Here is a 24,953-nt window from a genome sequence, read left to right as displayed (position 1 = left end):
CTGGCTTTCCGATCAGAACTTGTAGCGGAAGCTGATCTGGGCGGCCCAGCGCGAGATGCCCTTGTCGTCGTAGATGTTCAGGGCGTCCGGACCGTTGTAGCGGTACACGTACTTGCCGGCGTTGCCGACGCAGGTACCGGTCAGCGGAGCGCCGCCGGCGCCGCAGATGCCGCCGTACTCGACGATGCCGCGGTAGCCCGGGAAGCCCATTTCTTCGACGCTGCCCCACTTCTTGTTCAGCAGGTTGCCGACGTTGAGGATGTCCAGGGCGATTTCGGCCTTGTGGCCTTCCATGAAGCCCGGGATCTCCTGCGAGATGCGCATGTCGAACTGGTTCACCCAACGACCGTGCGCGGCGTTGCGCTCGGCGACTTCGCCCAGGTGCTGCTTGAGGTAGTCGTTCGAGTTCACGAACGCCCAGAAGCCGGCGGCTTCCGCCGCGCTACCGAACACCACGTCGGTGAGGTTCTTGGGGATGTACAGCAGGTCGTTGGCGCGGCCGTCGCCGTTGGCGTCGTTGTCGAAGGTGTAGCTGTACGGACGGCCCGAGCGGCCTTCATAGAACATCGACACGCTGGTGTTGTAGTCGCCGAAGAAGGCGTGCTTCCAGCTGACCGCCGCGGTGAAGCGGTTCTTGATCTCGTAGCTGGAGGTCGCCGAGACTTCCTCGTTGGACTGGAACACCGCCACGTTGCCCAGCTGCGAGCCCGAGGTCGAGCTGGTCAGCGGGCTGACTTCGTTCGCATTGGTGTAGGTGTAAGCGAGCAACCACGACCAGTCGCTGTCGTTGAACGGCTTGTTCAAGGACAGGGTCAGCTGCTGGCTTTCGCCCTTGCTGGTCGAACGGGCGATGATCGCGTCGTTGTAGCCACGGTTGCGCTTGGAGCGCGCATCCGTACCTGTACCCACGCCCAGAACGCTCCAGCTGTTCGGGCGCAAGCCATTGTTGGTGCCGGTGTCGTTCCAATAGATCGCGCGGCCGTCCTGACCGATGTAGGTCGGAGCGCCCAGATTCAGCTGCTGGTAGTAGATACCTTCCTTAACCGAGGTCAGCACCACTTCGGCAGCGCCGACGACACCCCACCATGGCAGCTCGGTATCGAACGCCAGGTTGGCCTTCCAAACCGACGGCTGGCCCAGGTCGGGATCGATGAAGTCGATCGACTGCACGCCCGGGGTACCGCCGCCCTGCGCGATCGCCAGCTGATCGGCCGGATCCGGATCGAAGCGGGTCACGCCGTTGGAGAAGAAGTAGTCGGTGTACGACACGCCGTTGTTGGCGTACGGATTGGCCAGCCACACGGTCGCGGCCGAGCCCTGGAACAGGCCGATACCGCCGCGCAGCTGGGTCGGACGCTCGCTGTCGAAGGTGTAATTGAAACCGAAGCGCGGCGAGAGCAGGCCGTTGCCGTCGATGGTGGCGTCGTTACGGTAGCGGAACGCAGTGGACGCGGCGGCGTTGTAGGCCGGCTTCTGATCGACCATCGGCTCGTCGTAACGCACACCGAAGGTCAGGGTCAGATTGTTGTTGACCGCCCAGCTGTCCTGCACGAACAAGCCCAGATTCTTGAGCTTGAACTCGGCAGCCATATTGTTGATGTCGCCGCCGCGCGGACCGAACAGTTGATAGCGGCTGGAGATGCCGCTCTCGAACGACTTGGCGCAGCTGCCCGGAATAGCCGGATTGGTCGTGTTGATGCAGTCGAAGGTATAGACGCCGTTGGTACGACGGCCGAACAAGTTGTAGATCTCGTTCTCTTCGTAGTCCAGACCGAACTTCAGGGTGTGGTCGCCGAGGAACCAGTTACCAGCGAAGAACGCGTTCTTCGTAGTGGTTTCCAGCACGTTGGCGTGGGTGTTCTCTTCGGTACCCAGGTTCAGCGTGGCCGAACCGATACGGATCGCGATCGCCGGTAGGTCGGCGAGCGGGTTGCGCACGGCCGAGTAGTCGCGGTACGAGACCTTGGCTTCGGTGGAGAAGTTGTCGGTCCAGTCGCTGAACAGCTGCGCGGTGTACGACTCGAGCTCGAAGTCGCGCACGTAGTGGTAGGTGTTCAGCGCCAGCGTGGTGTTGCCGAAGCCCTGCAAGTTGGCGGTGTTCTGCTCGGACTTGCTGTAGCGGAAGCTGGCGCGGTGATTGTCGGTGATGTTCCAGTCGATCTTGATGCCGTACTCTTCGGCTTCCGAGTTCAGCGCCGGCTTGGCCAGCGTGCCCGGGTTGAAGCCCTTGAGACCGGCCAGACGGATGACTTCGTCGATCTGCGCCTGGGTGATATTGACGATGTTGCTCTCGCCCGAACCGATCGGACCGAAACCGGAGTTACCGGTGAACAGGCCCTTGCCCTTGTAGTTCTCGTAGTTGGCGAAGAAGAACAACTTGTCCTTGATCAGCGGGCCGCCGAAGGTGGCGCCGTAGGTGGTCTCGTTGTCGAACAGCTTCGGACGCACGTTGTTGCGGTTCTTGCCCGACCAGTCGCCGTCGCGGTAGATGCCGTACAGCGAGCCGTGGAACTCGTTGGTGCCCGACTTGGTCACGGCGTTGATCACGCCGCCGGTGCCGCCGGAGATGGTGACGTCGTAGTTGGCGACGTCGACAGCCACTTCGTCGATGGTGTCCATCGAGAACGGCTGGCGCGGGGTCGGCAGGCTGTTGGACTCCAGACCGAAGGAGTCGGCGGTGCTGATGCCGTCGACGCGGACCACGTTGTAGCGCGGGTTCTGGCCGCCGACCGAGATTTCGTTACGCGACTTGTCGGTCTGGGCGACGCGCGGGTCGAGGCGGACGTAGTCCTGCAGGTTGCGGTTGATCGACGGGAACGATTCCAGCTGCTGGCGGGTCACGTTGGAGCCGGCGCCCATCTTGGTGGCGCTGAACACTTCCGAGCCGCCGTAGGACACGGCCTGCACCGATTCCAGCGTGGTGACCGAGTTGTTCAAGGACACGTCGACGTTGTTGACCTTGTCGAGGTTCAGGAACACGCCGTCCTGCGAGCCCGTGCCGGCGCCTTCCTTGGTGGTGGTGATCACGTACGGACCGCCGACGCGCAGACCGCGCGCGTTGTAGCGGCCGTCGGCATCGGTCACGGCACGGCTCACGGTGCCCGACTCGGTGTGGGTGATCGTGACTTCGGCGCCCACGACGGGTTGACCATCTGCGCCGACCACGCGACCGGCGACGCCGGCGGACGTGCTCTGCGCGAATACGGGCGCTGTGGCGAGAACGGCGAGCAGACCAAGCGTGAGCTTGGACAACCGGACGCTATTCGGATGGGTCATTACGATGGCCTCGGTAGCTTGGGAAACGTGGAATTCGTGGCGTGAGTCGGCGGGCGCTATGCGCCATACGCCGAAGACTGGTGGTGTTCCGCCCCTACCCGGGTGCAGCGCGTGCAGCCCCGCCGGGTTAACAGCAGTTTAACAGGCTAAGGGCGCTGTGTGACAGAGACGTGACCGGCGTCAAGGCTTGTCACACGGTGACGGCGGTCCAAGCTGAATGGGCTAATCGGGCAAAGTTCGGCGCCAGGGGACGGGCTACCGGGCACATCGCATCTGCTGCTAAGGCACTTTGAAGTCACAACACAAGGGTCAGGTAACGCGACCACGTCACAGGATTGCCACCCTTAGCTTGGCACTTGAAGCACGGAAACTGTGGACACCGGCCCCGCCCCCCTCAGGGCGGCGAGATCTGCAGATAGGTGCCCAGACCGTCCAGGAACATCTGCACCGAGATCGCCACCAGCAGCATGCCCATCAGGCGTTCGATCGCGATCAGGGCGCGCCGGCCCAGCAGCTTGTACAGCAAGGTCGCCGAGAACAGGATCGCCGCGGTGGCGCCCCAGGCGATCATCAGGGCCAGGCTCCAGTCGCCCAGGCGGGTGGGCTCGTTGCTGCCCATCAGCATCACCGCGGCCATGCCCGAGGGGCCGGCCACCAGCGGGATCGCCATCGGCACGATGAAGGGTTCGCCCTCGGGAAGCTCACCCATCAGGCCTTCCGGCGGCGGGAAGATCATGCGGATGCCGATCAGGAACAGGACGATGCCGCCGGCGATCGAGACCGACTCCTGGCGCAGGTGCATCAGCTCCAGGGCGTACTTGCCGCCCCACAGGAACAGCATCAGCACGCCCAGGGCGATCAACAGCTCGCGCGCCAGCACGATGCGCTGGCGCTTGGGCGGCAGGCCGCGCAGCAGACTCAGGAACACCGGGATGTTGCCCAGCGGGTCCAGGATCAGGAACAACAGCAGCGCGGCCGAGGCGATGGTCACGGGGCCGCACGCTCCGGCAGCGGATGCCAGACCTGGCCGCGGTGGGCCGCGCCGGCGGGCGCCAGCAGGGTCACGCAGGCGGCCGCGTAGTCGCCGGGATCGCGCGCCTCGCGGTCGTTCTCCTCGACATAGGCCTTGCCGCGCAGCGCGGTGCGCATCGGTCCCGGCTGCATGCCGGCCACGCGCACCGGCGAGTTGCCGAACTCGGCGTGGAGCATGCCGATCAGTGCCGCCAGCGAATGCTGGGCCAGGCCGTAGCCGCCCCAGTAGGCGCGGCCGACGCGGGCCGGATCGTCCAGGGCGAACACCAGGGCCGAGTCCGGCGCCTGCGCCAGCAGCGGCAGGCAGGCCTGCGAGAGCCACCAGCGGGCGGTGAGGTTGACGTGGATGGCGCGCGCGAACGCGGCCGGATCGGTCTGCAGCAGCGGGGTCAGGCCGGGGAAGTCGGCCGCGCAATGCAGCACGCCGTCCAGACGGCCGAACTCGTCGCCGATGCGCTGCGCCAGCTCGGCGTAGTCGTCGGGCGCGGCGCCTTCCAGGTCCAGCGGATACAGCACCGGCTCCGGCCCCAGCTTGGCGGCCGCGTCGTAAACCCGGTTCAACTTGGCCGGCTTGCGGCCCAGCAGGACGACGGTGGCGCCGGCGCGCGCGCAGGCCTGGGCCGCGGCGGCGCCGAGGCCGCCCTGCGCGCCGCTGACCAGCACGACGCGATCGGCCAGGGCCTGGTCGGCGACGGGTGCTGCGACTGCGCTCACTGGCGCTGGGTCTCGCTGATCATGCGCGCCAGCTCACCGGACTCGAACAGCTCCAGGGTGATGTCGCAGCCGCCGATCAGCTCGCCGTGGATGAACAACTGCGGGAAGGTCGGCCAGTTCGAGTAACGCGGCAGGTTGGCGCGGATCTCCGGATCCTCCAGCACGTTGACCGTGTGCAGCACGGTCGCGCCGGCGGCCTTGAGGGCCTGCACCGCGCGGCTGGAAAAGCCGCACATCGGGAACTGCGCGGTCCCCTTCATGAAAAGAACGATCGGATGGCCTTCGACTTCGGCCTGGATCCGCTCCATAACTGACATGTGGACAACTCCTGCAATGCTCTGTTGCGCCGTATACGTTCAGGCAACAGGGCGTGGGGATAGAATGAGCGATTGTAAGCCTTCACGGCAGCGGACACGCGACCCGGCACCGGTAAGCGGCCCGTCGCCACCCCCTAGCCAGCCCCCAGAATCCAGCAAGGAGCCCGCCAATGGCCATCGAACTGCCCGCCCTGCCCTACGACCGCACCGCGCTCGAGCCGCACATCTCCGGCGAGACCATCGACTTCCACTACGGCAAGCATCACCAGGCCTACGTGACCAACCTCAACAACATGATCCCCGGCACCGAGTTCGCCGACATGTCGCTCGAGGACATCATCCGCAAGTCGCAGGGCGGCGTGTTCAACAACGCGGCGCAGATCTGGAACCACACCTTCTACTGGAACTGCCTGTCGCCCAAGGGCGGCGGCGAGCCGACCGGCAAGCTGGCCGAGCTGATCGCCAAGTCCTTCGGCGACTTCGCCAAGTTCAAGGACGAGTTCACCAAGGTCACCGTCGGCACCTTCGGTTCGGGCTGGGGCTGGCTGGTGCAGCGCCCGGACGGTTCGCTGGCCCTGGTCAGCACCTCCAACGCCGCCACCCCGCTGACCGGCGAAGACACCCCGCTGCTGACCTGCGACGTGTGGGAGCACGCCTACTACATCGACTACCGCAACGCTCGCCCGAAGTACGTCGAGTCGTTCTGGAACCTGGTCAACTGGGACTTCGTGGCTTCGAACCTGAAGTAAGCGACGGACCCATGCGGTAAGCGAAACGGCCGGGGAAACCCGGCCGTTTTCGTTGCGCATCGGCGATGTCGGCGCCGGTTCGCTCAGTCGCAGCTGAGGCCGAACTCGCGCTTGAACGCCTCGGCCTGTTCCGGCGGTTCGTGACTGAGCAAGGCGCAGCCGGTGAAGTTGCCCAGCGAGGCCTGGCGTTGGTCGTCGCGGTAGGTCCAGTCGACGATCTCGTCGCGTGCGAACGCGTAACGCTGCCCCATGCGCACCCTATCCACGCGCTCGGGCTGGTTGTCGATGATCGCGGAGTAACCGCTGGCGGTCTCTTCCAGATCGGACAGCCAGAAAAATTCGGTGTAGCCGTCCTGCTCGATGCCGACCTTGACCGAGAACGCCGACAGCTGCGGCGGCGGGTCCTTTTCGAGTTTCAGGAAGCCGTCCAGCGAGGCGCGTGCCTTGGCGAATGCGGCTTCCATGGCCGGATCGCCGGTCGCCACTTCGGTGACGTTGTCATCCTTCGCGCGTTCCAGCACGGTCTTCGCACCGGTCGCCTCGGCGCAACCGGCCAACAGCATGACGATCAACAAAACTCCGCGCATCCATGCCTCTCCAGTGAGTGAGCGCCCGCGTACATCAGCGCAATTCGTAGGATGCGGTGAGCCGAAGGCGAACCGCATCGTCGCGCAAGCAGACACGCTGCGATTGCCACGACGGGCAATCGCCGCCGTTCGCGATCAACCTAAGCGCGTAATCACCGGCGCGACTTGTTCATCGCGCCCCAAGGCGCGACCGACGCGCTCCAACGCCGCCGTGAGCTCGCGCGCATCATCGGCGCGCAGCGTCGCGTGTCCGACCTTGCGCCCGTCGCGCGGCGACTTGCCGTAATCGTGCCAATGCCCGCCCGCCTCGTTGAGCACCGCGGTCGCGTCGGGCATCTCGCCTATCCAATTGAGCATGCAGGCCTGGCCGAGCATGCGCGTATCGCCCAGCGGCAGGCCGAGCACGGCGCGCAGGTGGTTCTGGAACTGCGAGGTCTCGCTGCCTTCGATGGTCCAATGGCCGGAGTTGTGCACGCGCGGCGCGAGTTCGTTGGCCAGCAACTGGCCGTCGCGGCAGAACAGTTCCAGCGCGAACACGCCGACGTAGTCCAGGGCCTCGGCGAGCTTGCGCGCATAGCCGTGCGCGGTGGCCGCGAGCGCCTCGTCGGCCTGCGCGGGCGCGAGGCTGGCCGAGAGCACGCCGTCGACGTGCCAGTTCTCGGTGAGCGGCCAGGCGCGGAATTCGCCGTCGCGGCCGCGCACGGCGACCACCGACAGCTCGCGCTCGAAGCGCACGAAACCTTCCAGGATCAGCCCGACCGTGGCCGCCTGCGCGCCCAGCGCGGCCCAGGCCGCGTCGGCGTCGGCCGGCGTCTTGATGCGGAACTGGCCCTTGCCGTCGTAGCCCAGGCGGCGGGTCTTGAGGATGCAGGGCGTGCCGATCGCGGCGATCGCCGCGTCCAGCGCCGCGCGCGTGGCGACGTCGGCGAACTCGGGCACCGGAATGCCGAGCTCGCGGAACAGCGTCTTCTCGGCCAGACGGTCCTGGGCCACGGCCAGCGCGCGCGGGCTCGGGAACACCGGCACGCGCTCGGCCAGCCACTGCCCCGACTCGGCCGGCACGTTCTCGAAATCGAAGGTCGCCACGTCGATCTTGGACGCGAACTCGGCCAGCGCGGCCTGGTCGGTGTAGTCGCCCACCACCATCGGCGCGAACTGGCTGGCGCAGGCGTCGCCGGCCGCGTCCATGACCAGGAAGCGCAGGCCCAGCGGCGCGCCGGACAGTGCAAGCATGCGGGCGAGCTGCCCGCCGCCGAGGATGCCGACCGTCGTCATTTACGCGGATCGTCGTTGGCGAGCACGTCGTCGGTCTGCTTGGCGCGGAACGCATTCAGCGCCTGACCGATCGCGGCGTGTTCCGGCGCCAGCAGGGCGGCCGCGAACAGGGCCGCGTTGGCGGCGCCGGCATTGCCGATCGCGAAGGTCGCCACCGGAATGCCGGCCGGCATCTGCACGATCGACAGCAGCGAATCCATGCCGTTGAGCGCCTTGGACTGCACCGGCACGCCCAGCACCGGCACCGCGGTCTTGGACGCCAGCATGCCCGGCAGGTGGGCGGCGCCGCCGGCGCCGGCGATGATCGCGCGCAGGCCGCGCGCGGCCGCCGTGTCGGCGTACTCGAACAGCACGTCCGGGGTGCGATGGGCCGAGACCACGCGCACTTCATGCGGCACGCCCAGCGCCTCCAGCTTGGCGGCGGCGTGCTGCATGGTCTCCCAGTCTGAGCGCGAGCCCATGACGATGCCGACCAGCGGCGGCGCGGCGGAAGCGGACGAATCGGGTGCGGACATTGGTCGGGCCTTGGCGCAAAGACGTATTCTAACGCCCTGTCCCGTCGTATCGGCACCGCACCGTATGGATCGCAAACTGTTGGACCTGCTCGTCTGCCCCCTCACCCGCCAGCCCCTGCTGCCTCTGGACAACCGCGGCCTGCAGGCGCTGAACGCCGCGATCGCGGCCGGCGGCGTGGTCCGCGGCGACGGCAGCGCGCAAACCCAGGCGCTGCGCGAGGGCCTGATCACGCGCGACCGCAAGACCGTCTACCGCATCGACGACGGCATCCCGGTGCTGCTGACCGAGGAAGCCATCGCCACCGCCCAACTCGACGGCTTCCCCTCGGCATGAGCGCGCCCTACGCGCCGCCGCCGGCCCAGCAGGTCGAATCCGACGTCGCTCAGGCCCTGGCCGAGGACCTCGGCAGCGGCGACGTCACCGCCGCCCTGCTGCCCGACGTGGCCGACAGCGCCTATCTGCTGTGCAAGGAAGCGGCGGTGGTCTGCGGCCGGCCCTGGTTCGACGCCTGCCATCGGGCGCTGGACCCGGACGTGCGCATCGATTGGCGCGTGGCCGAGGGCGACCACGTCGCCGCCGGCACCGTGCTGGCCACCCTGCAGGGCCGCGCGCGCGCGCTGGTCAGCGCCGAGCGCGCCTCGCTGAACTTCATGCAGACCCTGTCGGGCACGGCCACGGTCACCGCGGCCTATGTCGAGGCCGTGCGCGGCACCCGCGCCAAGATCCTCGACACCCGCAAGACCCTACCCGGCCTGCGCCTGGCGCAGAAGTACGCGGTGCGCGTGGGCGGCGGCGTGAATCACCGCATCGGCCTGTACGACACGGTGATGCTGAAGGAAAACCACGTGCGCGCCGCCGGCTCGCTGACCGCGGCGATCCAGGCCGCGCGCGTCATGCACCCCGGCCTGCCGCTGATCGTCGAGGTCGAGTCGATCGCGCAGTTGCACGAGGCGCTGACGCAAGCCTGCGACCGCATCCTGATCGACGACTTCGACGCCGCCACCCGCCGCGAGGCGGTGCGGATCGCGTCCGGCGCGCCCTACCTGGGCAAAATTCCGTTGGAAGTATCCGGCGGCGTCGACCTGGCCGGCTTGCGCGCGATCGCCGAGGACGGGGTGGACTGCATCTCGATCGGCGGCCTGACCAAGCACGTACGCGCGATCGACCTGTCGCTGAAGCTGGGTCCGCCGCCGGGCGAGGCCTGAGCGCTACCAAACGGCTCTGGGGTAGGAGCGGCGTGAGCCGCGACCGTCCTCCACCGTGGCCCGCGCCGTCGCAGCAACTGCGGTGACGCGGTCGCGGCTCACGCCGCTCCTACACGAAGCAGCCCGGAGGATGCGGTGAGCACAGCGAACCGCATCGTCGCGAGCCGTCACACGCTCAACGCAACAGCACGAACCCCACCAGCGCCAGCAGCGTCACGCCCGCGAGCGCGGCCCAATGCCAGGTTGGCCGGCTCAGCTTGAGCGGCGTGGTGGTCGGTGCCGACGCGGCGGCGCCTTCGCCGGCCGGCGCCTCCTGTAGCGAACCGGTCAGGCGGAAACGCAGTTGGTCGAAGCCGATCTCGTCGCCGGTCTGGGCGATCGCGCGCAGCACGCGGCGGCCGTTGATGCTGGTGCCATTGGTCGAGCCCAGGTCTTCGATCTGCAGGCCGTCGTGGGTCGGGATCAGGCGCGCGTGCTGGCGCGACAAGCCGGGCTGGTCCAACTGCAAGCCGCAGTCGGCGGAGCGCCCGACCACGGTCGCGGCCAGCAAGGGGAAGCTTCGGCCGAACAGGTCGCCCGAAACCCCGCGCAGCACATAGCGCGGCAGCACCGGCCGCACCGCGGTCACACCGGGATCGTCGTTGGCCGAAGGCGGCAACACGACCGCCACGCCGCCCTGATGGCGCACGGCCGACGGCCCGATCGCGGCCAGACGCGCGCGCACTTCGTCGAAGCTGACATCGTCGCCGGGCCGCAGCGCGATCAGGCCGGCCGCGACCTGACGGCCGTTGACGCGCACCTGCGCACCGGGCGGCACGTCCAGCATCACGCCCTGCGCGCTCACGTGCAGCTGACAGTGCTGGGGCATGACCCCGGGGCGATCGAGCACGATGGTGGACTCCGGGTCGGAGCCGACCCGGTTGACGCCGTGGCCCAGCAGTACCTGCGGATGCTCGCCGTCCGGAAAGACCAGTTTCATAGAATTTGCGTTTTCCCCTGATGCGCGACAGCGTAGGGCATAACCCTTGCGAGTTGCGCATACCGAGGCCACATTAAAAGCATGCCTACTTTGATTCTGTTAATGATCCTGGGCGCCGCCGCGTTCTCGTTCTGGAGCGCCGGGCGCGCCGCCGCCGAACGCGCCGAGGCGCTGGGCCGCGACGCCTGCAAGGCCGCCGGCGTGCAGTGGCTGGACCAGAGCGTGCATGCGATCGGGATGCGCCTGTGCCGGCACGAGAGCGGCTGGCTGGGCCTGGAGCGCACCTTCCGCTTCGACTATTCGCTGGACGGCGAGGACCGCCACATCGGCCGCATGGTCCTGCGCGGCGAACGCCTGATCGCCTTCAGCGGGCCGGTGTCGCGGGCGCCTACGCAGTTGCATTGAGGGCGGGCCCGTTCGCCGCCGCGCCCCGGATGATTTCTGTGGGAGCGGCGTAAGCCGCGATTGCGCCACCGCGAGCGGCGACGCAACTGAGGTTTCGCGATCGCGGCTTACGCCGCTCCCACAGAAAGCAGGGGCGGCGCAGGTGACTGGGCTGGCGATGCCGATCCAGGGGGCGCGATCACGGCCTACGCCGTTCCTACCCAAGAGCGAAAATCGCGCGAGGGCTTACTTCACTACCCGCAGGTGTCCGCCCCGGCGCGGCGTGGGGGTGTGCGGGCCGTCGTCGTCGCCGTCGGGCAACGGTTCGCTGGGCACGGCCGCCAGCGGCGCATGGGTCGGCGACATCGGCTCGTCGAAATCCTCGGCCGGGTCGTCGTGGCCGCCTTCGTTGGTGGTGGCCTCGTCCGGCAGGGCCATGCCCTGCCCGGTTTCGCGCGCGTAGATCGCCAGCACCGCGCCCACCGGCACCGAGACCGGGTGGCTGACGCCGCCGAAGCGGGCGCTGAAGCGGATGGTGTCGTTGCCCATTTCCAGGCGCGAGACCGCGCGCTCGGCCACGTTGAGCACGATCTTGCCGTCCTTCACCGCATGGGTGGGGACCTGGACCATCGGGCGGGTGGCGTCGACCAACAGGTGCGGGGTCATGCCGTTGTCGGCGATCCACTCGTACAGCGCCCGCAGCAAATACGGGCGGTGGCTGGTCATGCTGGGGGCGTTCTCATCACTCATGCCCGCCAGTTTAGCGCCTGGCCGGCGGTCCCGACGTGCCTGTCGTCCGCGATCCGGCGACTGCCGGATCGCGCAAGGCGACGGAGGGCTGCTGCGCCGCGTTTAGGCGGGCATGTCGCGTAGCTTGCGTTCCTGGTCGGTCAGGCTGCGGGTGAAGCCCGGATTGCGGAAAATCCGGTTGCCGTAATCCTCGATCGCCTTGCCGTCCTTGGGCAGCGGCACGCCCAGCGAATCCAGGCGCCAGATGATCGGCGCCATGGCGCAGTCGGCCAGGCTCATTTCCGGATTCAGGAAGAATTTGCTGGCCTTGAACAGCGGCACCGACGCGGTCAGCAGCTCCTTCAGACGCTTGCGCGCGGCCTCGGCCTGGGCCTTGTTGCCGAGTTGGATCGCCTGCACCTGCGGCACCCAGTCGTGCTCCAGGCGCAGGGTCGCCAGGCGCAGACGCGCGCGCGACAGCGGATCGACCGGCATCAGCGGCGGATGCGGGTAACGCTCGTCCAGGTATTCGCTGACCACGCTGGCCGCATACAGGACCAGATCGCGCTCGACCAGGGTCGGCACCGAGTGGTACGGGTTGAGATCGACCAGATCTTCGGGGGGATTCTGCGGGTCCACCGGAATCAGGTCGTAGGTGACGCCCTTGGCGGCCAACACCAGGCGCACGCGATGACACAGCACGCAGTCGGTGGAGGAAAACAGGGTCAGGGCATTACGCATACGTGGACTCGCCGCCATCATCGACCTCTCCAGCAACCGGAATCCGCCGGTCGCAAGACGCCCCCCACCCCGTGTGGGCGGTCGTCACGGTCCCCGAGCGTATGCGGTTTCCCGCCTTCAGCGAAAGGCTTGGGCATCCCGGCCGGCCTGACGAAGAAGGCCCGCGCATTGCTGCGCGGGCCGTTCGGGGAAATCGCTTAGTGCTCGACGTCTCGCCAGTACTCGCTCTTGAGCAGGTAGGCGAGGAAGGTGAACACCGCCAGGAACAGGATCACCCAAACGCCCAGACTTTCGCGCTTGAGGGCGGCCGGTTCGCCGGCGTACTCGAGGAATGCGGTGATATCGCGCACCGACTGGTTGAACTGCTCCGGCTCGAGCGTGCCGGGGCTGCCGGCCTCGAACTTGGTGAAGCACTTGCCGTCGATTTCGCTGGTGCCGTGCGGGCACTCCATGATGGGCTTGCCCTTATCGTCCTTCTTTTCGCCGAACAAGCCGTGCGCCGGCTCCTTGTCGGTGAACTTCGGGGTCTGGGTGCCCTGCATCTGCCACAGCGGGTTGGGCATCGAGGCGTTCGGGAACAGGGCGTTGTTCCAGCCCAGCGGACGCGCCTCGTCCAGGTAGAAGGACTTGAGGTAGGTGTAGATCCAATCGCTGCCGCGCACGCGCGCGATCACGCTCAGGTCCGGCGGCATCTTGCCGAACCACTGGTTGGCGTGCTCCGGGGTCAGGCTGACCTGGATCTGCTCGCCGAACTTGGCGCCGGTGAAGTTGAGGTTGGTCATCACCTCGTCTTCGGTCAGGCCCAGGTCCTCGGCGATGCGCGAGTAACGCAGGTACTTGAGCGAATGGCAGCCCGAGCAGTAGTTCATGTACAGCTGGGCGCCGCGCTGCAGCGACGCGCGGTCGCCCAGGTCGGTACCGGCCTGCATCAGGTTGCCGCCGCCGGAAGCGAAGGCGGTGGCCGACACGAGCATGCCGGCGGCGAAGGTGGCGAGCTTCTTCACGATGCGGTTCTTCATCAGAGGCTGGCTGGTCTTAGTCATGCATCGTCACCCGTTCCGGGACCGGCTTGGTCTTGTCGAACTTGGTCCACAGCGGCATGGTGATGAAGAAGGCGAAGTACAGGAAGGTCAGCACGCGACCGACGATGGTCTCGACCGGGTCGGTACCCGGGCCGGCGCCGATCTTGCCCAGCCATACGAAGCTCAGCGCGAACACGCCCAGCAGCACCTTGGACAGCAGGCCGCGGTAGCGGTAGGACTTGACCTTGGCGCGGTCCAGCCACGGGACCAGGAACAGGATCGCGATCGCGCCGAACATCACCAGCACGCCCGACAGCTTATGCGGGATCACACGCAACATCGCGTAGTACGGCGTGTAGTACCACACCGGCTTGATGTGCTCCGGCGTCACCAGGCGGTTGGCCTCGGTGAAGTTGTCGTGCTCCAGGAACCAGCCGCCGAACGCCGGCGCGAAGAAGATGATGAACGCGGCCAGGATCAGGAAGAAGCCGACGCCCACCAGGTCCTTGACCGTGTAGTACGGGTGGAACGGGATGCCGTCCTTGGGCTTGTTCGCATCCCAACGGTTGCCCTTCGGACCCTTCTTGATGTCGACGCCGTCGGGGTTGTTGGAACCGACCTCGTGCAGCGCGCCCAGGTGCAGCACGACCAGCAGCAGCAGCACCAGCGGCAGCGCGATCACGTGCAGAGCGAAGAAGCGGTTGAGGGTGGCGTCGCCGGGCAGGTAGTCGCCCATGATCCACTCGGTCAGGCCGTTGCCGATCACCGGGATCGCGCCGAACAGCGAGATGATCACCTTGGCGCCCCAGAACGACATCTGGCCCCACGGCAGCACGTAGCCCATGAAGGCTTCGGCCATCAGCACCAGGTAGATCAGCATGCCCAGGATCCACACCAGCTCGCGCGGCTTCTGGTACGAGCCGTACAGCAGGCCGCGGAACATGTGCAGGTAGACGACGATGAAGAACAGCGAGGCGCCGGTGCTGTGCATGTAGCGGATCAGCCAGCCCCACTCCACGTCGCGCATGATGTATTCGACCGACGAGAACGCTTCGGCCGCGGACGGCTTGAAGTGCATCGTCAGGAAGATGCCGGTCAGGATCTGGTTGACCAGCACCAACAGCGCCAGCGAACCGAAGTAGTACCAGACATTGAAATTCTTCGGCGCGTAGTACTCGGTCATGTGCTTGCGGTAGACCGGCATCATGCCGGGCGCGCGCGCGTTGACCCAATCCCAGACGCCGGTGGCGGTGCGGGTAATGATGTTGGACATGACTTACGCCGCTCCCTTCGGATCCACGCCGATGATGATCGTGGTGTCGTTCTCGTAGTGGTGCGGCGGCACCAGCAGGTTGATCGGCGCCGGAACGCCCTGGAACACGCGGCCGGACATGTCGAAGCGCGACTTGTGGCAGGGGCAGAAGTAACCGCCCTTCCACTCCGGATCGAACGGTTCGGGACGAATCTCGGCCTTCATTTCCGGCGAGCAGCCCAGGTGGGTGCACAGGCCGACCAGGACCGAGATGTCCTTCTTGATCGAGCGGAACTCGCCCTTGATGTAGGACGGCTGCTGGTCGAGGTTGGTCGACAGCGGATCGCGCAGATGGCTGTCCAGGGTCGGCAGCGCTTCCAGGATCGCCTTGGAGCGCTTGACGATCCAGATCGGCTGACCGCGCCATTCGAAGACCAGGCGCTGGCCTTCCTCCAGGGCGCTGATGTCGGCCGTCACCGGCGCACCGGCGAGCTTGGCGCGCGCGCTGGGGTTCCAGGACTTAATGAAGGGCACCGCCGCAAAACCGGCCCCGACTGCGCCGACCACTGCCGTGGTCGCCGTCAGGAACCGACGGCGGCCCGTATTGATAGGATCGTTGACCCCTTGGTTGGCCATCCGGCACTCCGCAAAGCTGCAATTCGAAGTTACGCCGCACAGCGCGCCGCCACTGGCGACGGCTCGCGGCTCAAAAGACGGGGAAGTGTAACGGAACGGTTAACGGCCCGACAATCCGCCGCTGCGGCGAAACCCGGCCGCAGGCGCCGGCCCGAGGCCGTCGCCCCCCTGCGCCGCAAGCGCGCGGGGGCGCCGATCGCGCCGCGATCGTCGCGGAAACGTCCACGGGACGGGGATCAGCGCACCACGGGGCCGGCGCGGTAACGCTGCGCCAGCAAGGCCACGCGCTGCACGTAGCGCTGGGTTTCGCTGTAGGGCGGCACGCCCTTGTACTTGTCGACCGCGCCCTCGCCGGCGTTGTAACCCGCCGCGGCCAGGGTCAAATCGCCGTTGAAACGCTTGAGCAGCCAGGCCAGGTACTGCACGCCGCCCTGGATGTTCTGGCTGGCGTCGAAGGCGTTGGAGACCCCGAACCGGCGCGCGGTGGCCGGCATCAGCTGCATCAGGCCCTGGGCCCCGACCCGCGACAGCGCATTGGGGTTATAAGCCGACTCGGCATGAATGATCGCGCGCACGATCGCTTCTTCGACCCCGTGCTGGCGGGCCGCGGCCGCGATTTCGTCGCGGTAGGCCTCCATGTTCAGGCGGATCGAGCCGAAATTGACCCCCGGCCGCGCCGCGCAGGCGTAGCAGGTCTCCATGAAGCTGTACTTGATCGTGCGCACCGCCGAAGCGTTGGCCAGGCCCTTGGGGCGCTTGCTGGTGTAGTGGCGGACGCCGTCCTTGATATAGGAATAGACCTGGCCCTGGACCAGACGCGAGCTGGGCGCCGAGGGCGCGGCCGGCATCGCGGCGACGGGGGCCGGCGCCGCCTGCGGCGCGCTGGCGCCGGTCGCGACCGTGGCCGACGTGCCCATGAAGGTGGCCGGCGGGTTGGAATGGATCGAGGCGGGCGAGCCCGCGACCGGGTTGGCCGGCGTCGCGCTGCCGGCGCCGCTGGGCGCGCGCGCCGGCACGTAGGCCGCCGAGCGGCTGGGCCGGTACTGGCTGACCACGGTGCACTTGGCCCCGGGCACGCGCTTGCTCACGTAGCTGCGTTCGCCGCTCGCGCTGTCGCAGCGGTACACGGTGCCGGCCACGGCGGGCGCCACGGCCAGCAGGCAGACGATCCCCAGCAGTAGCGAGCCCCCCCTCATGGCGGCGAGTGTCTCCCTTCGGGCACGGGTTGCCAAGTCCTTGATTCGAAAACGTGACGGCCGCCTCCGACCGGCCCAAGGCGCTAAACTGGCGCCCCTTTCCGGCGCGGATTAACCGCCGCCCTCCCCGGACACCGCCATGACCGACACCGTTTTGCCCGTCGCGCCCGAAGCCGACGCGGCCCCCACGCCCCGCGGCAAACTCTTCATCGAGACCCACGGCTGCCAGATGAACGAGTACGACTCGGCCAAGATGGCCGACGTGCTCGCCGCCAGCGAAGGCCTGGAACTCACCACCGACGCGGCCGAAGCCGACGTCATCCTGATCAACACCTGCTCGATCCGCGAAAAGGCCCAGGAGAAGGTGTTCAGCCAGCTCGGGCGCTGGAAGCAGCACAAACAGGGCGACCGCCCGGTCATCATCGGCGTCGGCGGCTGCGTCGCCTCGCAGGAAGGCGAGGCCATCGTCAAGCGCGCGCCCTACGTCGACCTGGTGTTCGGCCCGCAGACCCTGCACCGCCTGCCCGAGCTGATCGCCGCCAAGCGCGCCACCGGCAAGCCGCAGGTCGACATCAGCTTCCCCGAGATCGAGAAGTTCGACCGCATGCCCGAGCCGCGCGCCGAGGGCCCCAGCGCGTTCGTCTCGATCATGGAGGGCTGCAGCAAGTACTGCTCGTTCTGCGTGGTGCCCTACACCCGCGGCGAGGAAGTCAGCCGCCCCTTCGAGGACGTGCTGGTCGAGGTCGCCCAGCTCGCCGCCCAGGGCGTGCGCGAAGTCAACCTGCTCGGCCAGAACGTCAATGCGTATCGCGGCCCCTACGGCGAGGACGGCGAGATCGCCGACCTGGGCCTGCTGATCCGCACCATCGCCGAGATCGACGGCATCGACCGCATCCGCTTCACCACCTCGCACCCGCTGGAGTTCAGCGACTCGCTGGTGGAGGCCTATCGCGACGTGCCGCAGCTGGCCAACTACCTGCACCTGCCGGTCCAGGCCGGCAGCGACCGCGTGCTGGCGGCGATGAAGCGCGGCTACACCGCGCTGGAATTCAAGCAGAAGATCCGCAAGCTGCGCGCCGTGCGTCCCGACATCTCGATCTCCTCGGATTTCATCGTCGGCTTCCCCGGCGAAACCGAGGCCGATTTCGAGAAGACCATGAAACTGATCGAGGACGTCGGCTTCGACCAGTCGTTCTCCTTCATTTACTCGCGCCGCCCCGGCACGCCCGCGGCCGATCTGGAAGATGCCGTCAGCGACGCCGAGAAGCACGCGCGCCTGTCGCGCCTGCAGGCCACCATCAACGCCAACGCGATGCGCATCTCCCAGGCCATGGTCGGCAGCGTCCAGAGCGTGCTGGTGGAGGGCCCCTCGCGCAAGGACCCCAACGAACTCACCGGCAAGACCGAGAACATGCGCTCGGTGAACTTCGCCGCGCCGGCGCGCCTGATCGGCCAGTTCGTCGACGTGGTCATCACCGATGCCCTGTCCAACTCGTTGCGCGGACGCGTGCTGACCGAACAGGACCGCGACGCCGCCTGAGCCCACGGAGCCCCGCATGGACCGCGACTTCAACATCCGCGAGATCGGCCCGGACGAGTTCGACCGCTTGTGGCCGATCTTCCACGAGGTGCTCGCGCGCGGCGAGAGCTACAACTATCCGGCCGAGCTGTCGCTGGAACGCGCGCGCGAAATGTGGACCGCCCCGCCCTACCGCTGCTACATCGCCCAGGGCGACGACGGCGAAACCCTGGGCGGCTACAAGCTCGGCCCCAACTACGCCGGCCGCGGAGACCACGTCGCCAACGCCAGCTACATGGTGGCCGAGCGCTGCTGGGGCCAGGGCGTGGGCTCGGCCCTGTGCGAGCACTCGTTGACGCAGGCGCGCCAGGCCGGCTACCTGGCGATGCAGTTCAACTACGTCGTCAGCAGCAACGCGGCCGCCGTGCACCTGTGGCTCAAGCACGGCTTCCAGATCGTCGGCCAGATTCCCGGCGCCTTCCGCCACGTCAGCCTGGGCCTGGTCGACGTATACGTGATGCACCGCCTGCTGTGAGGCGGCGCGTCGGCGCGTCGCCGCGCCGCCTGTGCGCTAGACCATGAAGCCCAGATCGCGGCTCGGGTAGTTGCGCAGGTTCGGGAAGATCAGGTCCAGCTCCGAATCGCCCACGCCGAACCAGCGCGCCAGGGTCGCCGCGTACTGATCCACCGAGGTGGTCGGAATGATCTGGCCCCAGCCGGCATCGTCGGGCCCCTCGTTCTGCAGGGTCGGCATGCGCCCGTAGAAGCGCCCGCCGCGTACCGCGCCGCCGACCGCGAAGTGATGGCTGCCCCAGCCGTGGTCGGAGCCGTCGCCGTTGGACGACAGCGTGCGGCCGAAGTCCGAGGCGGTGAAGGCGGTGACGTTGTTGGCCACGCCCAGCTCGACCGTGGACTGGTAGAACGCGGTCATCGCCTGCGAGAGCTGCGACAGCAACTCCGGCTGCTCGGCCAGCAGGCGGTCGTGGTGATCGAAGCCGCCCATCGACACGAAGTAGACCTGCCGCTTCAAGCCCAGCACGCTGCGCACCTTGATCAGCCGCGCGACCATCTTCAGCTGGCCGGCCAGGTCGTTGTCGGGGAACGCCGTGGTCAGCGGCGTCGAGCTCTCCAGCGCCGTGGACACGGCCTCGGCGTTCTCGCGCGCGCGCCGGAACGCGTCGGCGTAGCTGCGTTCGAACACGTGGCCCTGCGTACCCTGCTGCATCAGCCCCAGCATGGCCTCGCGGGTGTCGCCGTCCCATTCGAAATAACTGAACCTGCGCGGGCCGTCGCTGCCGATCACGTACTGGCTGCCGCTTTGCGCGCGGTGCAGGATGCTTTCGAAATTGAGGGCGATGTTCATCGGAATGAAAGCGCCGGGGTTAGCGTCGTGCAGCAGGTCGGCGATGCGACCGCCCCAGCCCAGGCCGCTGCCGTCGTTGGCGCGCGAGATCTGCCAGTACGACTGCTGGTCGTTGTGCGAGAACAACTGCGGCGGCACGTCGGCGCCGCCGGCCTGGTACTGGGCCTTGGTCACCGGCCGCACCAGGGTGCCGACGTTGCCCAGGATCGCCGCGCGGCCGTTGTTGAACAGGCCTTGCAGGCCGCTCATGCCGATCGCGTCGTTGCCGTTGGTGGAGGCCTGCAGGCCGTAGTCGGCGCCGTCGGAGGCGCCGCCGCCGGCTTGCGGCGTCAGCGCCAGCAACTGCGCCTGCGGCACCGCCAGGGTCGCGCGCGCGGTGGCGTAGCGCTGGTAATGGGTGGCGCTGCGCGGCACCACCATGTTCAGGCCGTCGTTGCCGCCGAACAGGAACACGCACACCAGCGCCTTGTAGTCGGAGAACGCGTTCGCGCCGTAGGCGCGGGTCGCCGACTCCAGCAGGCGCAGATTGCCGCGCGCCGAGTACAGGCCAGCGCCGCCCAGGCCCGCGAGGATGGCCCGGCTCAGAAAGTCGCGACGGTTCATGCTTCGTCTCCTCGTGCGTTCATTTCTGCACCACGTATTCGGGCGAGTTGACGATGATGTACAGCGCCTCCTGGATCCGCACCCGGCGCTCTTCGTCGTTGCCGGCCGGCATGCCATTCAAGCGATGCAGCAGCACGCCGCGCATGCGCGTGGACATCTGTCCCGACAGGAACAGGGTGTTGTAGCGCTGGATCAGATCGGCCGGACGCGTGGCGTAGGGCATGTCGTCGGCCAGGTCGATCGCGACCTCGTGCGGGCTCAGGTCCGGCGCGCCGACGAACACCTCGTAGATCTTGGCGCCGAAATAGCCCTCGGTGCCGGGCATCTGATAGTCGGTGGCCAGCTGCATTTCCGGCACCGCCAGCCCTAGTTGCGCGGGCTCGCCGATCGGCGAATAGCTCGGGCTGAAGAAGTTGAACACCGACGGCGAGGACAACGGCGCCTGGCCCATGCCGTAGCCGATGGTCCAGAACTCGTCCATGAAGCCCGACTGCGAACGCGCCTTGGTCGCGCGCCACACATGGGTCAGGCGCAACAGGGGCTCGCGCACCTTGCCGAAGTGGGCCGGGCGTTGGTTCGGATCGCGCGCTTCCGGATCCAGCAGGATGGCTTTGACCACCGCCTTCATATCGCCGCGCACGCCCTGGCCGTTGTCGTTGAAGCGCGCCGCGACCCGACCGACGTAGGCCGGGCTGGGATTGCTGGTGACCAGACGCTGGATCAGCTGCCTGCCGATGTAGGGCCCGACGTTGGGGTGCTGAAAGATGTTGTCCAGCGCCGCACGCAGATCGGAGGGGCCGTCGCCACCGGCCGGCAACACGCCGCCGGCCAGAGCCACGCCCGGGTACACCAGCAACTGCTTGGCCTGCGCCGAGGCGTGGTAGGCGGCGTGGTTCTGCATCGGCTTGATCCAGGCCGGCGCGTCGGAATCGTAGTAGTAGCAATCGAACTCGCGGCAGCCGTTGAAGGTCCAGCCGGTGAACACGTGGGCGAAGCCCTTGACCGTGTCCTGGTTGTAGGTCGGCACGCTGCGGCCGTTTTCCAGCAACGGCGTGCCGTCGGGATTCAGCCGCAACAGGCCGACGCTGAACAGTTGCAGCACCTCGCGTGCGTAGTTCTCGTCGGGGCGGATGTTGCGCGCCGGGTCGGGCTTCTGGTTCTGCATCATCGACAGGTAGATGCCCATCGCCGGATGCAGGGTCACGTCCTCCAGCAGTTGCCGGAAGTTGCCGAAGGCGCCGCGCGCGAGGGTGTCGTAGTAATCGGTGACACCATGCGGCGCGTTGCCGAGCAGGTCCGAATTGGCGTCGGACACCACCAGGATCTCGCTGAGCGCGAACGCCACGCGCTGGCGCAGTTGGTCGCGGTGCACCAGTTGCGGATCGAACGGATCGCGCCCGCCCAGCGCGTGCAGGAACCAGGCGTCCATGCGCCATTCGCGGCGCAGGTCGCCGCCGGTCGCGGCGCTGGCGGCGTTGAGGAAGCGCAGCTGCGACGACAGCGGCACGGTCGCCTGCTCATCGATCCAGCCCGAGTAGCCCAGTTGCTGGACGCGGTCGATGTCGGCCCAGGTCGGGCCGAACGTGGCCTGGGCCAGGAAGTTGGCGGCCTGCGCCTCGTCGATCACCAGTTGCGCCGGCAGCGGCCCGGCCTTCGGCGGCGCCGGTTTGGCCGCGTTCGCGACGGCCTTGGGCGCGGGCGGCGGCGACAGCGCGCGCCACCAACGATCGGGAACCGACACCACACCCAGCACCAGCAGCAGCACCAACAGACGCGGCCAGACGGTCGCCCATCCTGCGCGCAATGCGATCCATCTCATGCAGCCGCCCCTTTCGCTGATGGGCGGTGATGCTAGCGCGCCGGCATGTTCGGATTCTTGATAGCACGCACAGTAATCGATGCGCGCGCGCGTCGGATCGACTTGATCGAAGACCGCGGTCGCGGTAGCCATGCCGCGTTCGCGTCGCGACGGTATCGCCCGTCGCAGGCGCGCCAAGATCGGCATACAACAAGCGCGACGACGTCGCCTATTCGTGCACGCATCCGCTGACGTCCGGCATCGCAGCGACATCGCGGCGCGCGGCGACAGGCCGGCTGCGACGCGTGAACCCGAGCTGTCCGCGCCGTTAACTATAAATTAACAACATTCCCGGCTCGGCCATGCTGCAGACCGCGAGGGTGCTAGAACACATCCACCCCACCCCTCCGCGGTTTTAAGGAAAAGACGCCATGAGCAGGAACGTACTGTCTAGGAACGAACTGTCCGGGAACGTAATTCTGTCGATCGGTTTGTCGCTGGCGCTCGCGACCGGTACGGCCTGGGCCCAGGAGCAAGACGCGGCGCGCGCCACCGAATACGCAGGCGCCTCCTTCGACGCCAAGAGCAGCGCCGACCCCGACACCGATGTCGATCCTGCATCCAAGAGCATCAGCACGAAGGGGGTGAGCTCCACCAAGCCGGAGCCCGGCATCGAGACCGGGGCCGAACCCGAGTCCAAGAGCATCCGCGAAAAAGGCGTCTCCTCCACCAAATCGCGGCGCAACGATGGCACGGCCGTGGAGCCAGCGTCCAAGAGCATCAGCGAACAAGGTGTCGCCGCCCCTGCCAAGCCGCGACACAACCAGGCCATCGAGGTCCTGCCCGCGTCCAGGAGCATCAGCGAGAAGGGCGTCAGCTCCACCAAGTCGCGGCGCAACGAATGATCCATCGGTCGCACTAGCGCAAGCGGACGCCCTGCCGGCGTCCGCTTGCTGGCGACACGGCCGGCTCAGTCCAGGCGTTTGCGGAAGCGCAGGATCGCCAGCGTCATCATCACCGCGATGAAGGCCAGCAGCGCCAGCACGTCCGGCCACAGTTCCCACAGCGGAGCGCCGCGCAGCATCACCCCGCGAATCAGGCGCAGGAAGTGGGTCAGCGGCAGTGCCTCGGCCAGCCATTGCACGACTTTGGGCATGCCCGCGAACGGGAACATGAAGCCCGACAGCAGGATCGAGGGCAGGAACACGAAGAAGGCCATCTGCATGGCCTGGAACTGCGATTGCGCCCGGGTCGAAATCAGCAGGCCCAGGCTCAGGTTGGCGACGATCAGCAGGATCGCGGCCCAGTAGACGTCCAGCACGCTGCCGCGGATCGGCACGTCGAACAGCCACTGGCCCAGCAGCAGCACCAGGGTGGTCTGGATCAGGCCGATGCCGGCGTAGGGCAACACCTTGCCGACCATCAGCTCGCTGCGGCTGAGCGGGGTGGCGATCAGCAGTTCCATGTTGCCGCGCTCGCGCTCGCGCACCACCGCCACCGCGGTGAACATCACCATGGTCATGGTCAGGATGATGCCGATCAGACCGGGGACGATATTGATCGCCGAACGCCGCTCGGGGTTGTAGAACGCGACCACGCTGATCTGGCCGCCGCTCTGCCCCGGGCCCGCGCGCAGCGGGCGGTCGTTGCTGGTCGGGGTCGAGTTCAGGGGCAATTGCGCCAGCTGCGAGGCCGCGGCCTGGACGGTGGTGTCGCTGCCATCCACCAGCACCTGCACGGCCTCGCGGCCTTCGTAGCGGCGACGTTCGAAGTCGGGCGGAATCACCACGCCCACGCTGATCTCGCCGCGGCGCAGGCGTTGCATCAGTTCCTCGGGCGTGCGCGCGGCGACCGTCGGAGCGATCACGCCGGTGGCGACCATATCCATGACCAACGCGCGCGAAGCGGCGGTGTTGGCCTGATCGGCCACGCCGGTTTCCAGGCCGCGCAGGTTGAGATTGATCGCGTAGCCGAACAGCACCAGCTGCATCACCGGGATGCCGACGATCATCGCCAGGGTGACCCGGTCGCGGCGCATCTGCCGCAGTTCCTTCAACACGATCGCGAACAAGCGGCGCAGGTTCATGCGGCGCGCTCCTTGGTCGCGTCCTGTTCGCGGCCGCGGGTGGCCGAGACGAACACGTCCTCGAGGTTGGGTTGCGAAGGCGCGACATCCGCCTCGATGCCGGCCTTGGCCAGCACCTCGCGCAGGCGCGCGGCGGTATCGCCGTCGCGGTCGGCGAGCACGCGCAGGCTGTTGCCGATCTGGGCGACGCTGAGCACGCCGGGCACCTGGACCAGGGCCTGCTGCGCGCGCCGCGGCTGCGGCGCCAGCACTTGCACCGTGCGTCCGACGAGTTCGCCGGTCAGCTCCAACGGGGTGCCGTCGGCCACCAGCACGCCGCGGTCGAGGATGGCGATGCGATGGCAGCGCTCGGCCTCGTCCATGTAATGGGTGGACACCAGCAAGGTGGTGCCGGCGTCGGCCAGGTCGAACAACTTTTCCCAGAAGTCGCGCCTCGACTCCGGATCGACCGCGCTGGTGGGTTCGTCCAGGAACAGCAGTTCGGGTTTCTGGATCACCGCGCCGGCCAGGGCCAGGCGCTGCTTCTGGCCGCCGCTCATGGTGCCGGCCAGTTGCTTCTGGCGATCCTGGAAGTGGTACTGCTCGACCAGCTCGTCGATGCGCTGGCGCGCCTGCGCACGCGGGATGTCCTGCACCGCCGCCAGGAACTCCAGGTTCTCGCGCACGGTGAGGTCCTCGAACAGCGAGAACTTCTGGGTCATGTAGCCGATCCGCTTGCGCAGCGCCTCGGCCTGTTCGGGGATGCGCAGGCCCAGCACTTCGATGTCGCCGGCGCTGGGCGTGAGCAGGCCGCAGAGCATACGGATGGTGGTCGACTTGCCCGAACCGTTCGGGCCGAGGAAGCCGTACACATGCGCGCGCGGCACGGTCAGGTCGACGCGGTTCACCGCGGTCAGGGCGCCGAATTGCTTGCTCAGGCCGCGCGCGCGGATCGCCGGCTCGCCGGCCGGACCGGCGTGCTGGCCTGCGGCGGC

24 protein-coding genes and 1 pseudogene are annotated in these 24,953 nt (G+C 67.6%); 7 read left to right on the top strand and 18 right to left on the bottom strand.

Going from position 1 to position 24,953, the window contains the following annotated elements:
* Positions 1–12: 12 nt before the first annotated feature.
* From ASD69_RS17855 to grxD, 4 genes are all read right to left on the bottom strand, one after another.
* Positions 13–3,276: a TonB-dependent receptor gene (locus tag ASD69_RS17855; protein ID WP_056181555.1), complete on the bottom strand. Its 3,264-nt coding sequence runs from the start codon at positions 3,274–3,276 to the stop codon at positions 13–15.
* Positions 3,277–3,670: 394 nt separating this feature from the next.
* A complete protein-coding gene (locus ASD69_RS17850; RefSeq protein WP_055902790.1) occupies positions 3,671–4,267 on the bottom strand; it encodes a YhgN family NAAT transporter in 597 nt (198 codons plus the stop codon).
* A complete protein-coding gene (locus ASD69_RS17845) occupies positions 4,264–5,022 on the bottom strand; it encodes an SDR family oxidoreductase (RefSeq protein WP_056181552.1) in 759 nt (252 codons plus the stop codon). Before ASD69_RS17845 ends, ASD69_RS17850 begins: the two co-directional genes overlap by 4 nt.
* Positions 5,019–5,339 (bottom strand): Grx4 family monothiol glutaredoxin, encoded by a 321-nt coding sequence (gene grxD, locus ASD69_RS17840; protein WP_056181547.1) that lies wholly within the window; start codon positions 5,337–5,339, stop codon positions 5,019–5,021. The genes ASD69_RS17845 and grxD overlap by 4 nt, the downstream gene beginning before the upstream one ends.
* Positions 5,340–5,509: 170 nt before the next feature.
* On the opposite strand from grxD, the gene sodB reads away from it, so the two are divergent.
* Positions 5,510–6,088 (top strand): superoxide dismutase [Fe], encoded by a 579-nt coding sequence (gene sodB / locus ASD69_RS17835; RefSeq protein ID WP_056181544.1) that lies wholly within the window; start codon positions 5,510–5,512, stop codon positions 6,086–6,088.
* Between the two features lie 83 nt (positions 6,089–6,171).
* Here sodB and ASD69_RS17830 read toward each other — a convergent pair whose 3' ends face one another.
* The 3 genes from ASD69_RS17830 to purE form a co-directional block, all read right to left on the bottom strand.
* Positions 6,172–6,675, bottom strand: coding sequence for a DUF2314 domain-containing protein (locus ASD69_RS17830; RefSeq protein ID WP_162250672.1), 504 nt, complete (start codon positions 6,673–6,675; stop codon positions 6,172–6,174).
* Between the two features lie 135 nt (positions 6,676–6,810).
* Positions 6,811–7,950: a 5-(carboxyamino)imidazole ribonucleotide synthase gene (locus tag ASD69_RS17825; RefSeq protein ID WP_056181537.1), complete on the bottom strand. Its 1,140-nt coding sequence runs from the start codon at positions 7,948–7,950 to the stop codon at positions 6,811–6,813.
* Positions 7,947–8,465: a 5-(carboxyamino)imidazole ribonucleotide mutase gene (purE, locus tag ASD69_RS17820; RefSeq protein WP_056181535.1), complete on the bottom strand. Its 519-nt coding sequence runs from the start codon at positions 8,463–8,465 to the stop codon at positions 7,947–7,949. The genes ASD69_RS17825 and purE overlap by 4 nt, the downstream gene beginning before the upstream one ends.
* A gap of 64 nt (positions 8,466–8,529) precedes the next feature.
* Between purE and ASD69_RS17815 the strand changes: the two genes are divergently transcribed.
* Together ASD69_RS17815 and nadC are read left to right on the top strand one after the other, a co-directional pair.
* Complete coding sequence (locus ASD69_RS17815; RefSeq protein ID WP_056181532.1) at positions 8,530–8,799, top strand: Trm112 family protein; 270 nt, start codon at positions 8,530–8,532, stop codon at positions 8,797–8,799.
* Entirely contained in the window at positions 8,796–9,671 is an 876-nt protein-coding gene (nadC, locus tag ASD69_RS17810) for a carboxylating nicotinate-nucleotide diphosphorylase (protein ID WP_056181529.1), read from the top strand. The genes ASD69_RS17815 and nadC overlap by 4 nt, the downstream gene beginning before the upstream one ends.
* Before the next feature lie 175 nt (positions 9,672–9,846).
* On the opposite strand, the gene ASD69_RS17805 is transcribed toward nadC, so the two are convergent.
* The gene (locus tag ASD69_RS17805) at positions 9,847–10,650 is read right to left on the bottom strand and encodes an FHA domain-containing protein (RefSeq protein ID WP_056181526.1); all 804 of its coding nucleotides are present in this window, start codon (positions 10,648–10,650) and stop codon (positions 9,847–9,849) included.
* A gap of 81 nt (positions 10,651–10,731) precedes the next feature.
* Between ASD69_RS17805 and ASD69_RS17800 the strand changes: the two genes are divergently transcribed.
* Positions 10,732–11,055 carry a DUF3301 domain-containing protein gene (locus ASD69_RS17800; protein ID WP_056181522.1) on the top strand — a complete coding sequence of 108 codons (324 nt, stop codon included), beginning with the start codon at positions 10,732–10,734 and terminating at the stop codon, positions 11,053–11,055.
* A gap of 225 nt (positions 11,056–11,280) precedes the next feature.
* Here the strand turns inward: ASD69_RS17800 and ASD69_RS17795 are convergent, their stop codons facing one another.
* The 6 genes from ASD69_RS17795 to ASD69_RS17770 all read right to left on the bottom strand — a co-directional run bounded on the left by ASD69_RS17795 (position 11,281) and on the right by ASD69_RS17770 (position 16,610).
* On the bottom strand, positions 11,281–11,760 hold the full coding sequence (locus ASD69_RS17795) for a ClpXP protease specificity-enhancing factor (RefSeq protein WP_091631520.1): 480 nt from the start codon (positions 11,758–11,760) through the stop codon (positions 11,281–11,283).
* 126 nt (positions 11,761–11,886) lie between these two features.
* Positions 11,887–12,522 carry a glutathione S-transferase N-terminal domain-containing protein gene (locus tag ASD69_RS17790; RefSeq protein WP_056181943.1) on the bottom strand — a complete coding sequence of 212 codons (636 nt, stop codon included), beginning with the start codon at positions 12,520–12,522 and terminating at the stop codon, positions 11,887–11,889.
* Positions 12,523–12,701: 179 nt separating this feature from the next.
* Positions 12,702–13,547, bottom strand: a complete 846-nt coding sequence (locus ASD69_RS17785; RefSeq protein ID WP_200944028.1) for a cytochrome c1 — start codon at positions 13,545–13,547, stop codon at positions 12,702–12,704.
* Entirely contained in the window at positions 13,540–14,799 is a 1,260-nt protein-coding gene (locus ASD69_RS17780; protein WP_056181515.1) for a cytochrome bc complex cytochrome b subunit, read from the bottom strand. Before ASD69_RS17780 ends, ASD69_RS17785 begins: the two co-directional genes overlap by 8 nt.
* Before the next feature lie 3 nt (positions 14,800–14,802).
* Positions 14,803–15,414 (bottom strand): ubiquinol-cytochrome c reductase iron-sulfur subunit, encoded by a 612-nt coding sequence (gene petA / locus ASD69_RS17775; RefSeq protein ID WP_056181512.1) that lies wholly within the window; start codon positions 15,412–15,414, stop codon positions 14,803–14,805.
* A 236-nt stretch (positions 15,415–15,650) separates the two neighbouring features.
* Complete coding sequence (locus tag ASD69_RS17770) at positions 15,651–16,610, bottom strand: lytic transglycosylase domain-containing protein (protein WP_056181509.1); 960 nt, start codon at positions 16,608–16,610, stop codon at positions 15,651–15,653.
* Positions 16,611–16,803: 193 nt separating this feature from the next.
* Here ASD69_RS17770 and miaB point away from each other — a divergent pair.
* Positions 16,804–18,150: pseudogene (gene miaB / locus ASD69_RS17765) on the top strand (tRNA (N6-isopentenyl adenosine(37)-C2)-methylthiotransferase MiaB); the annotation flags it as partial.
* Positions 18,151–18,166: 16 nt separating this feature from the next.
* Positions 18,167–18,664, top strand: coding sequence for a GNAT family N-acetyltransferase (locus ASD69_RS17760; RefSeq protein WP_056181503.1), 498 nt, complete (start codon positions 18,167–18,169; stop codon positions 18,662–18,664).
* A gap of 36 nt (positions 18,665–18,700) precedes the next feature.
* Here ASD69_RS17760 and ASD69_RS17755 read toward each other — a convergent pair whose 3' ends face one another.
* Together ASD69_RS17755 and ASD69_RS17750 are read right to left on the bottom strand one after the other, a co-directional pair.
* Complete coding sequence (locus tag ASD69_RS17755) at positions 18,701–20,095, bottom strand: DUF1501 domain-containing protein (RefSeq protein ID WP_056181499.1); 1,395 nt, start codon at positions 20,093–20,095, stop codon at positions 18,701–18,703.
* A 19-nt stretch (positions 20,096–20,114) separates the two neighbouring features.
* Positions 20,115–21,914 carry a DUF1800 domain-containing protein gene (locus ASD69_RS17750; RefSeq protein ID WP_162250671.1) on the bottom strand — a complete coding sequence of 600 codons (1,800 nt, stop codon included), beginning with the start codon at positions 21,912–21,914 and terminating at the stop codon, positions 20,115–20,117.
* Between the two features lie 410 nt (positions 21,915–22,324).
* Here ASD69_RS17750 and ASD69_RS17745 point away from each other — a divergent pair, with 410 nt between their 5' ends.
* Positions 22,325–22,798, top strand: a complete 474-nt coding sequence (locus ASD69_RS17745; protein ID WP_157499297.1) for a hypothetical protein — start codon at positions 22,325–22,327, stop codon at positions 22,796–22,798.
* A gap of 65 nt (positions 22,799–22,863) precedes the next feature.
* Here ASD69_RS17745 and ASD69_RS17740 read toward each other — a convergent pair whose 3' ends face one another.
* The gene (locus ASD69_RS17740; protein WP_056181489.1) at positions 22,864–23,979 is read right to left on the bottom strand and encodes an ABC transporter permease; all 1,116 of its coding nucleotides are present in this window, start codon (positions 23,977–23,979) and stop codon (positions 22,864–22,866) included.
* A complete protein-coding gene (locus tag ASD69_RS17735) occupies positions 23,976–24,911 on the bottom strand; it encodes an ABC transporter ATP-binding protein (protein ID WP_056181939.1) in 936 nt (311 codons plus the stop codon). The genes ASD69_RS17740 and ASD69_RS17735 overlap by 4 nt, the downstream gene beginning before the upstream one ends.
* Between the last annotated feature and the right edge of the window lie 42 nt (positions 24,912–24,953).

Origin of the sequence: Lysobacter sp. Root604 (genome assembly GCF_001427505.1) — a bacterium.
Lineage (GTDB): Bacteria > Pseudomonadota > Gammaproteobacteria > Xanthomonadales > Xanthomonadaceae > Lysobacter.
Note: the sequence above shows the minus strand (reverse complement) of the source record. Positions and strands in the feature narration are given on the sequence as shown.

Excerpts from the sequence above, each read along its gene's own strand:
- ASD69_RS17745 (WP_157499297.1), top strand. The coding sequence starts at position 22,325 with ATGAGCAGGAACGTACTGTCTAGGAACGAACTGTCCGGGAACGTAATT.
- petA (WP_056181512.1), bottom strand. The coding sequence starts at position 15,414 with ATGGCCAACCAAGGGGTCAACGATCCTATCAATACGGGCCGCCGTCGG.
- ASD69_RS17780 (WP_056181515.1), bottom strand. The coding sequence starts at position 14,799 with ATGTCCAACATCATTACCCGCACCGCCACCGGCGTCTGGGATTGGGTC.
- ASD69_RS17740 (WP_056181489.1), bottom strand. The coding sequence starts at position 23,979 with ATGAACCTGCGCCGCTTGTTCGCGATCGTGTTGAAGGAACTGCGGCAG.
- grxD (WP_056181547.1), bottom strand. The coding sequence starts at position 5,339 with ATGTCAGTTATGGAGCGGATCCAGGCCGAAGTCGAAGGCCATCCGATC.
- ASD69_RS17830 (WP_162250672.1), bottom strand. The coding sequence starts at position 6,675 with ATGCGCGGAGTTTTGTTGATCGTCATGCTGTTGGCCGGTTGCGCCGAG.
- ASD69_RS17755 (WP_056181499.1), bottom strand. The coding sequence starts at position 20,095 with ATGAACCGTCGCGACTTTCTGAGCCGGGCCATCCTCGCGGGCCTGGGC.
- nadC (WP_056181529.1), top strand. The coding sequence starts at position 8,796 with ATGAGCGCGCCCTACGCGCCGCCGCCGGCCCAGCAGGTCGAATCCGAC.
- ASD69_RS17760 (WP_056181503.1), top strand. The coding sequence starts at position 18,167 with ATGGACCGCGACTTCAACATCCGCGAGATCGGCCCGGACGAGTTCGAC.
- ASD69_RS17770 (WP_056181509.1), bottom strand. The coding sequence starts at position 16,610 with ATGAGGGGGGGCTCGCTACTGCTGGGGATCGTCTGCCTGCTGGCCGTG.
- ASD69_RS17805 (WP_056181526.1), bottom strand. The coding sequence starts at position 10,650 with ATGAAACTGGTCTTTCCGGACGGCGAGCATCCGCAGGTACTGCTGGGC.
- ASD69_RS17750 (WP_162250671.1), bottom strand. The coding sequence starts at position 21,914 with ATGAGATGGATCGCATTGCGCGCAGGATGGGCGACCGTCTGGCCGCGT.
- ASD69_RS17825 (WP_056181537.1), bottom strand. The coding sequence starts at position 7,950 with ATGACGACGGTCGGCATCCTCGGCGGCGGGCAGCTCGCCCGCATGCTT.
- sodB (WP_056181544.1), top strand. The coding sequence starts at position 5,510 with ATGGCCATCGAACTGCCCGCCCTGCCCTACGACCGCACCGCGCTCGAG.
- ASD69_RS17815 (WP_056181532.1), top strand. The coding sequence starts at position 8,530 with ATGGATCGCAAACTGTTGGACCTGCTCGTCTGCCCCCTCACCCGCCAG.
- ASD69_RS17790 (WP_056181943.1), bottom strand. The coding sequence starts at position 12,522 with ATGGCGGCGAGTCCACGTATGCGTAATGCCCTGACCCTGTTTTCCTCC.
- ASD69_RS17785 (WP_200944028.1), bottom strand. The coding sequence starts at position 13,547 with ATGACTAAGACCAGCCAGCCTCTGATGAAGAACCGCATCGTGAAGAAG.
- ASD69_RS17800 (WP_056181522.1), top strand. The coding sequence starts at position 10,732 with ATGCCTACTTTGATTCTGTTAATGATCCTGGGCGCCGCCGCGTTCTCG.
- ASD69_RS17855 (WP_056181555.1), bottom strand. The coding sequence starts at position 3,276 with ATGACCCATCCGAATAGCGTCCGGTTGTCCAAGCTCACGCTTGGTCTG.
- ASD69_RS17795 (WP_091631520.1), bottom strand. The coding sequence starts at position 11,760 with ATGACCAGCCACCGCCCGTATTTGCTGCGGGCGCTGTACGAGTGGATC.
- purE (WP_056181535.1), bottom strand. The coding sequence starts at position 8,465 with ATGTCCGCACCCGATTCGTCCGCTTCCGCCGCGCCGCCGCTGGTCGGC.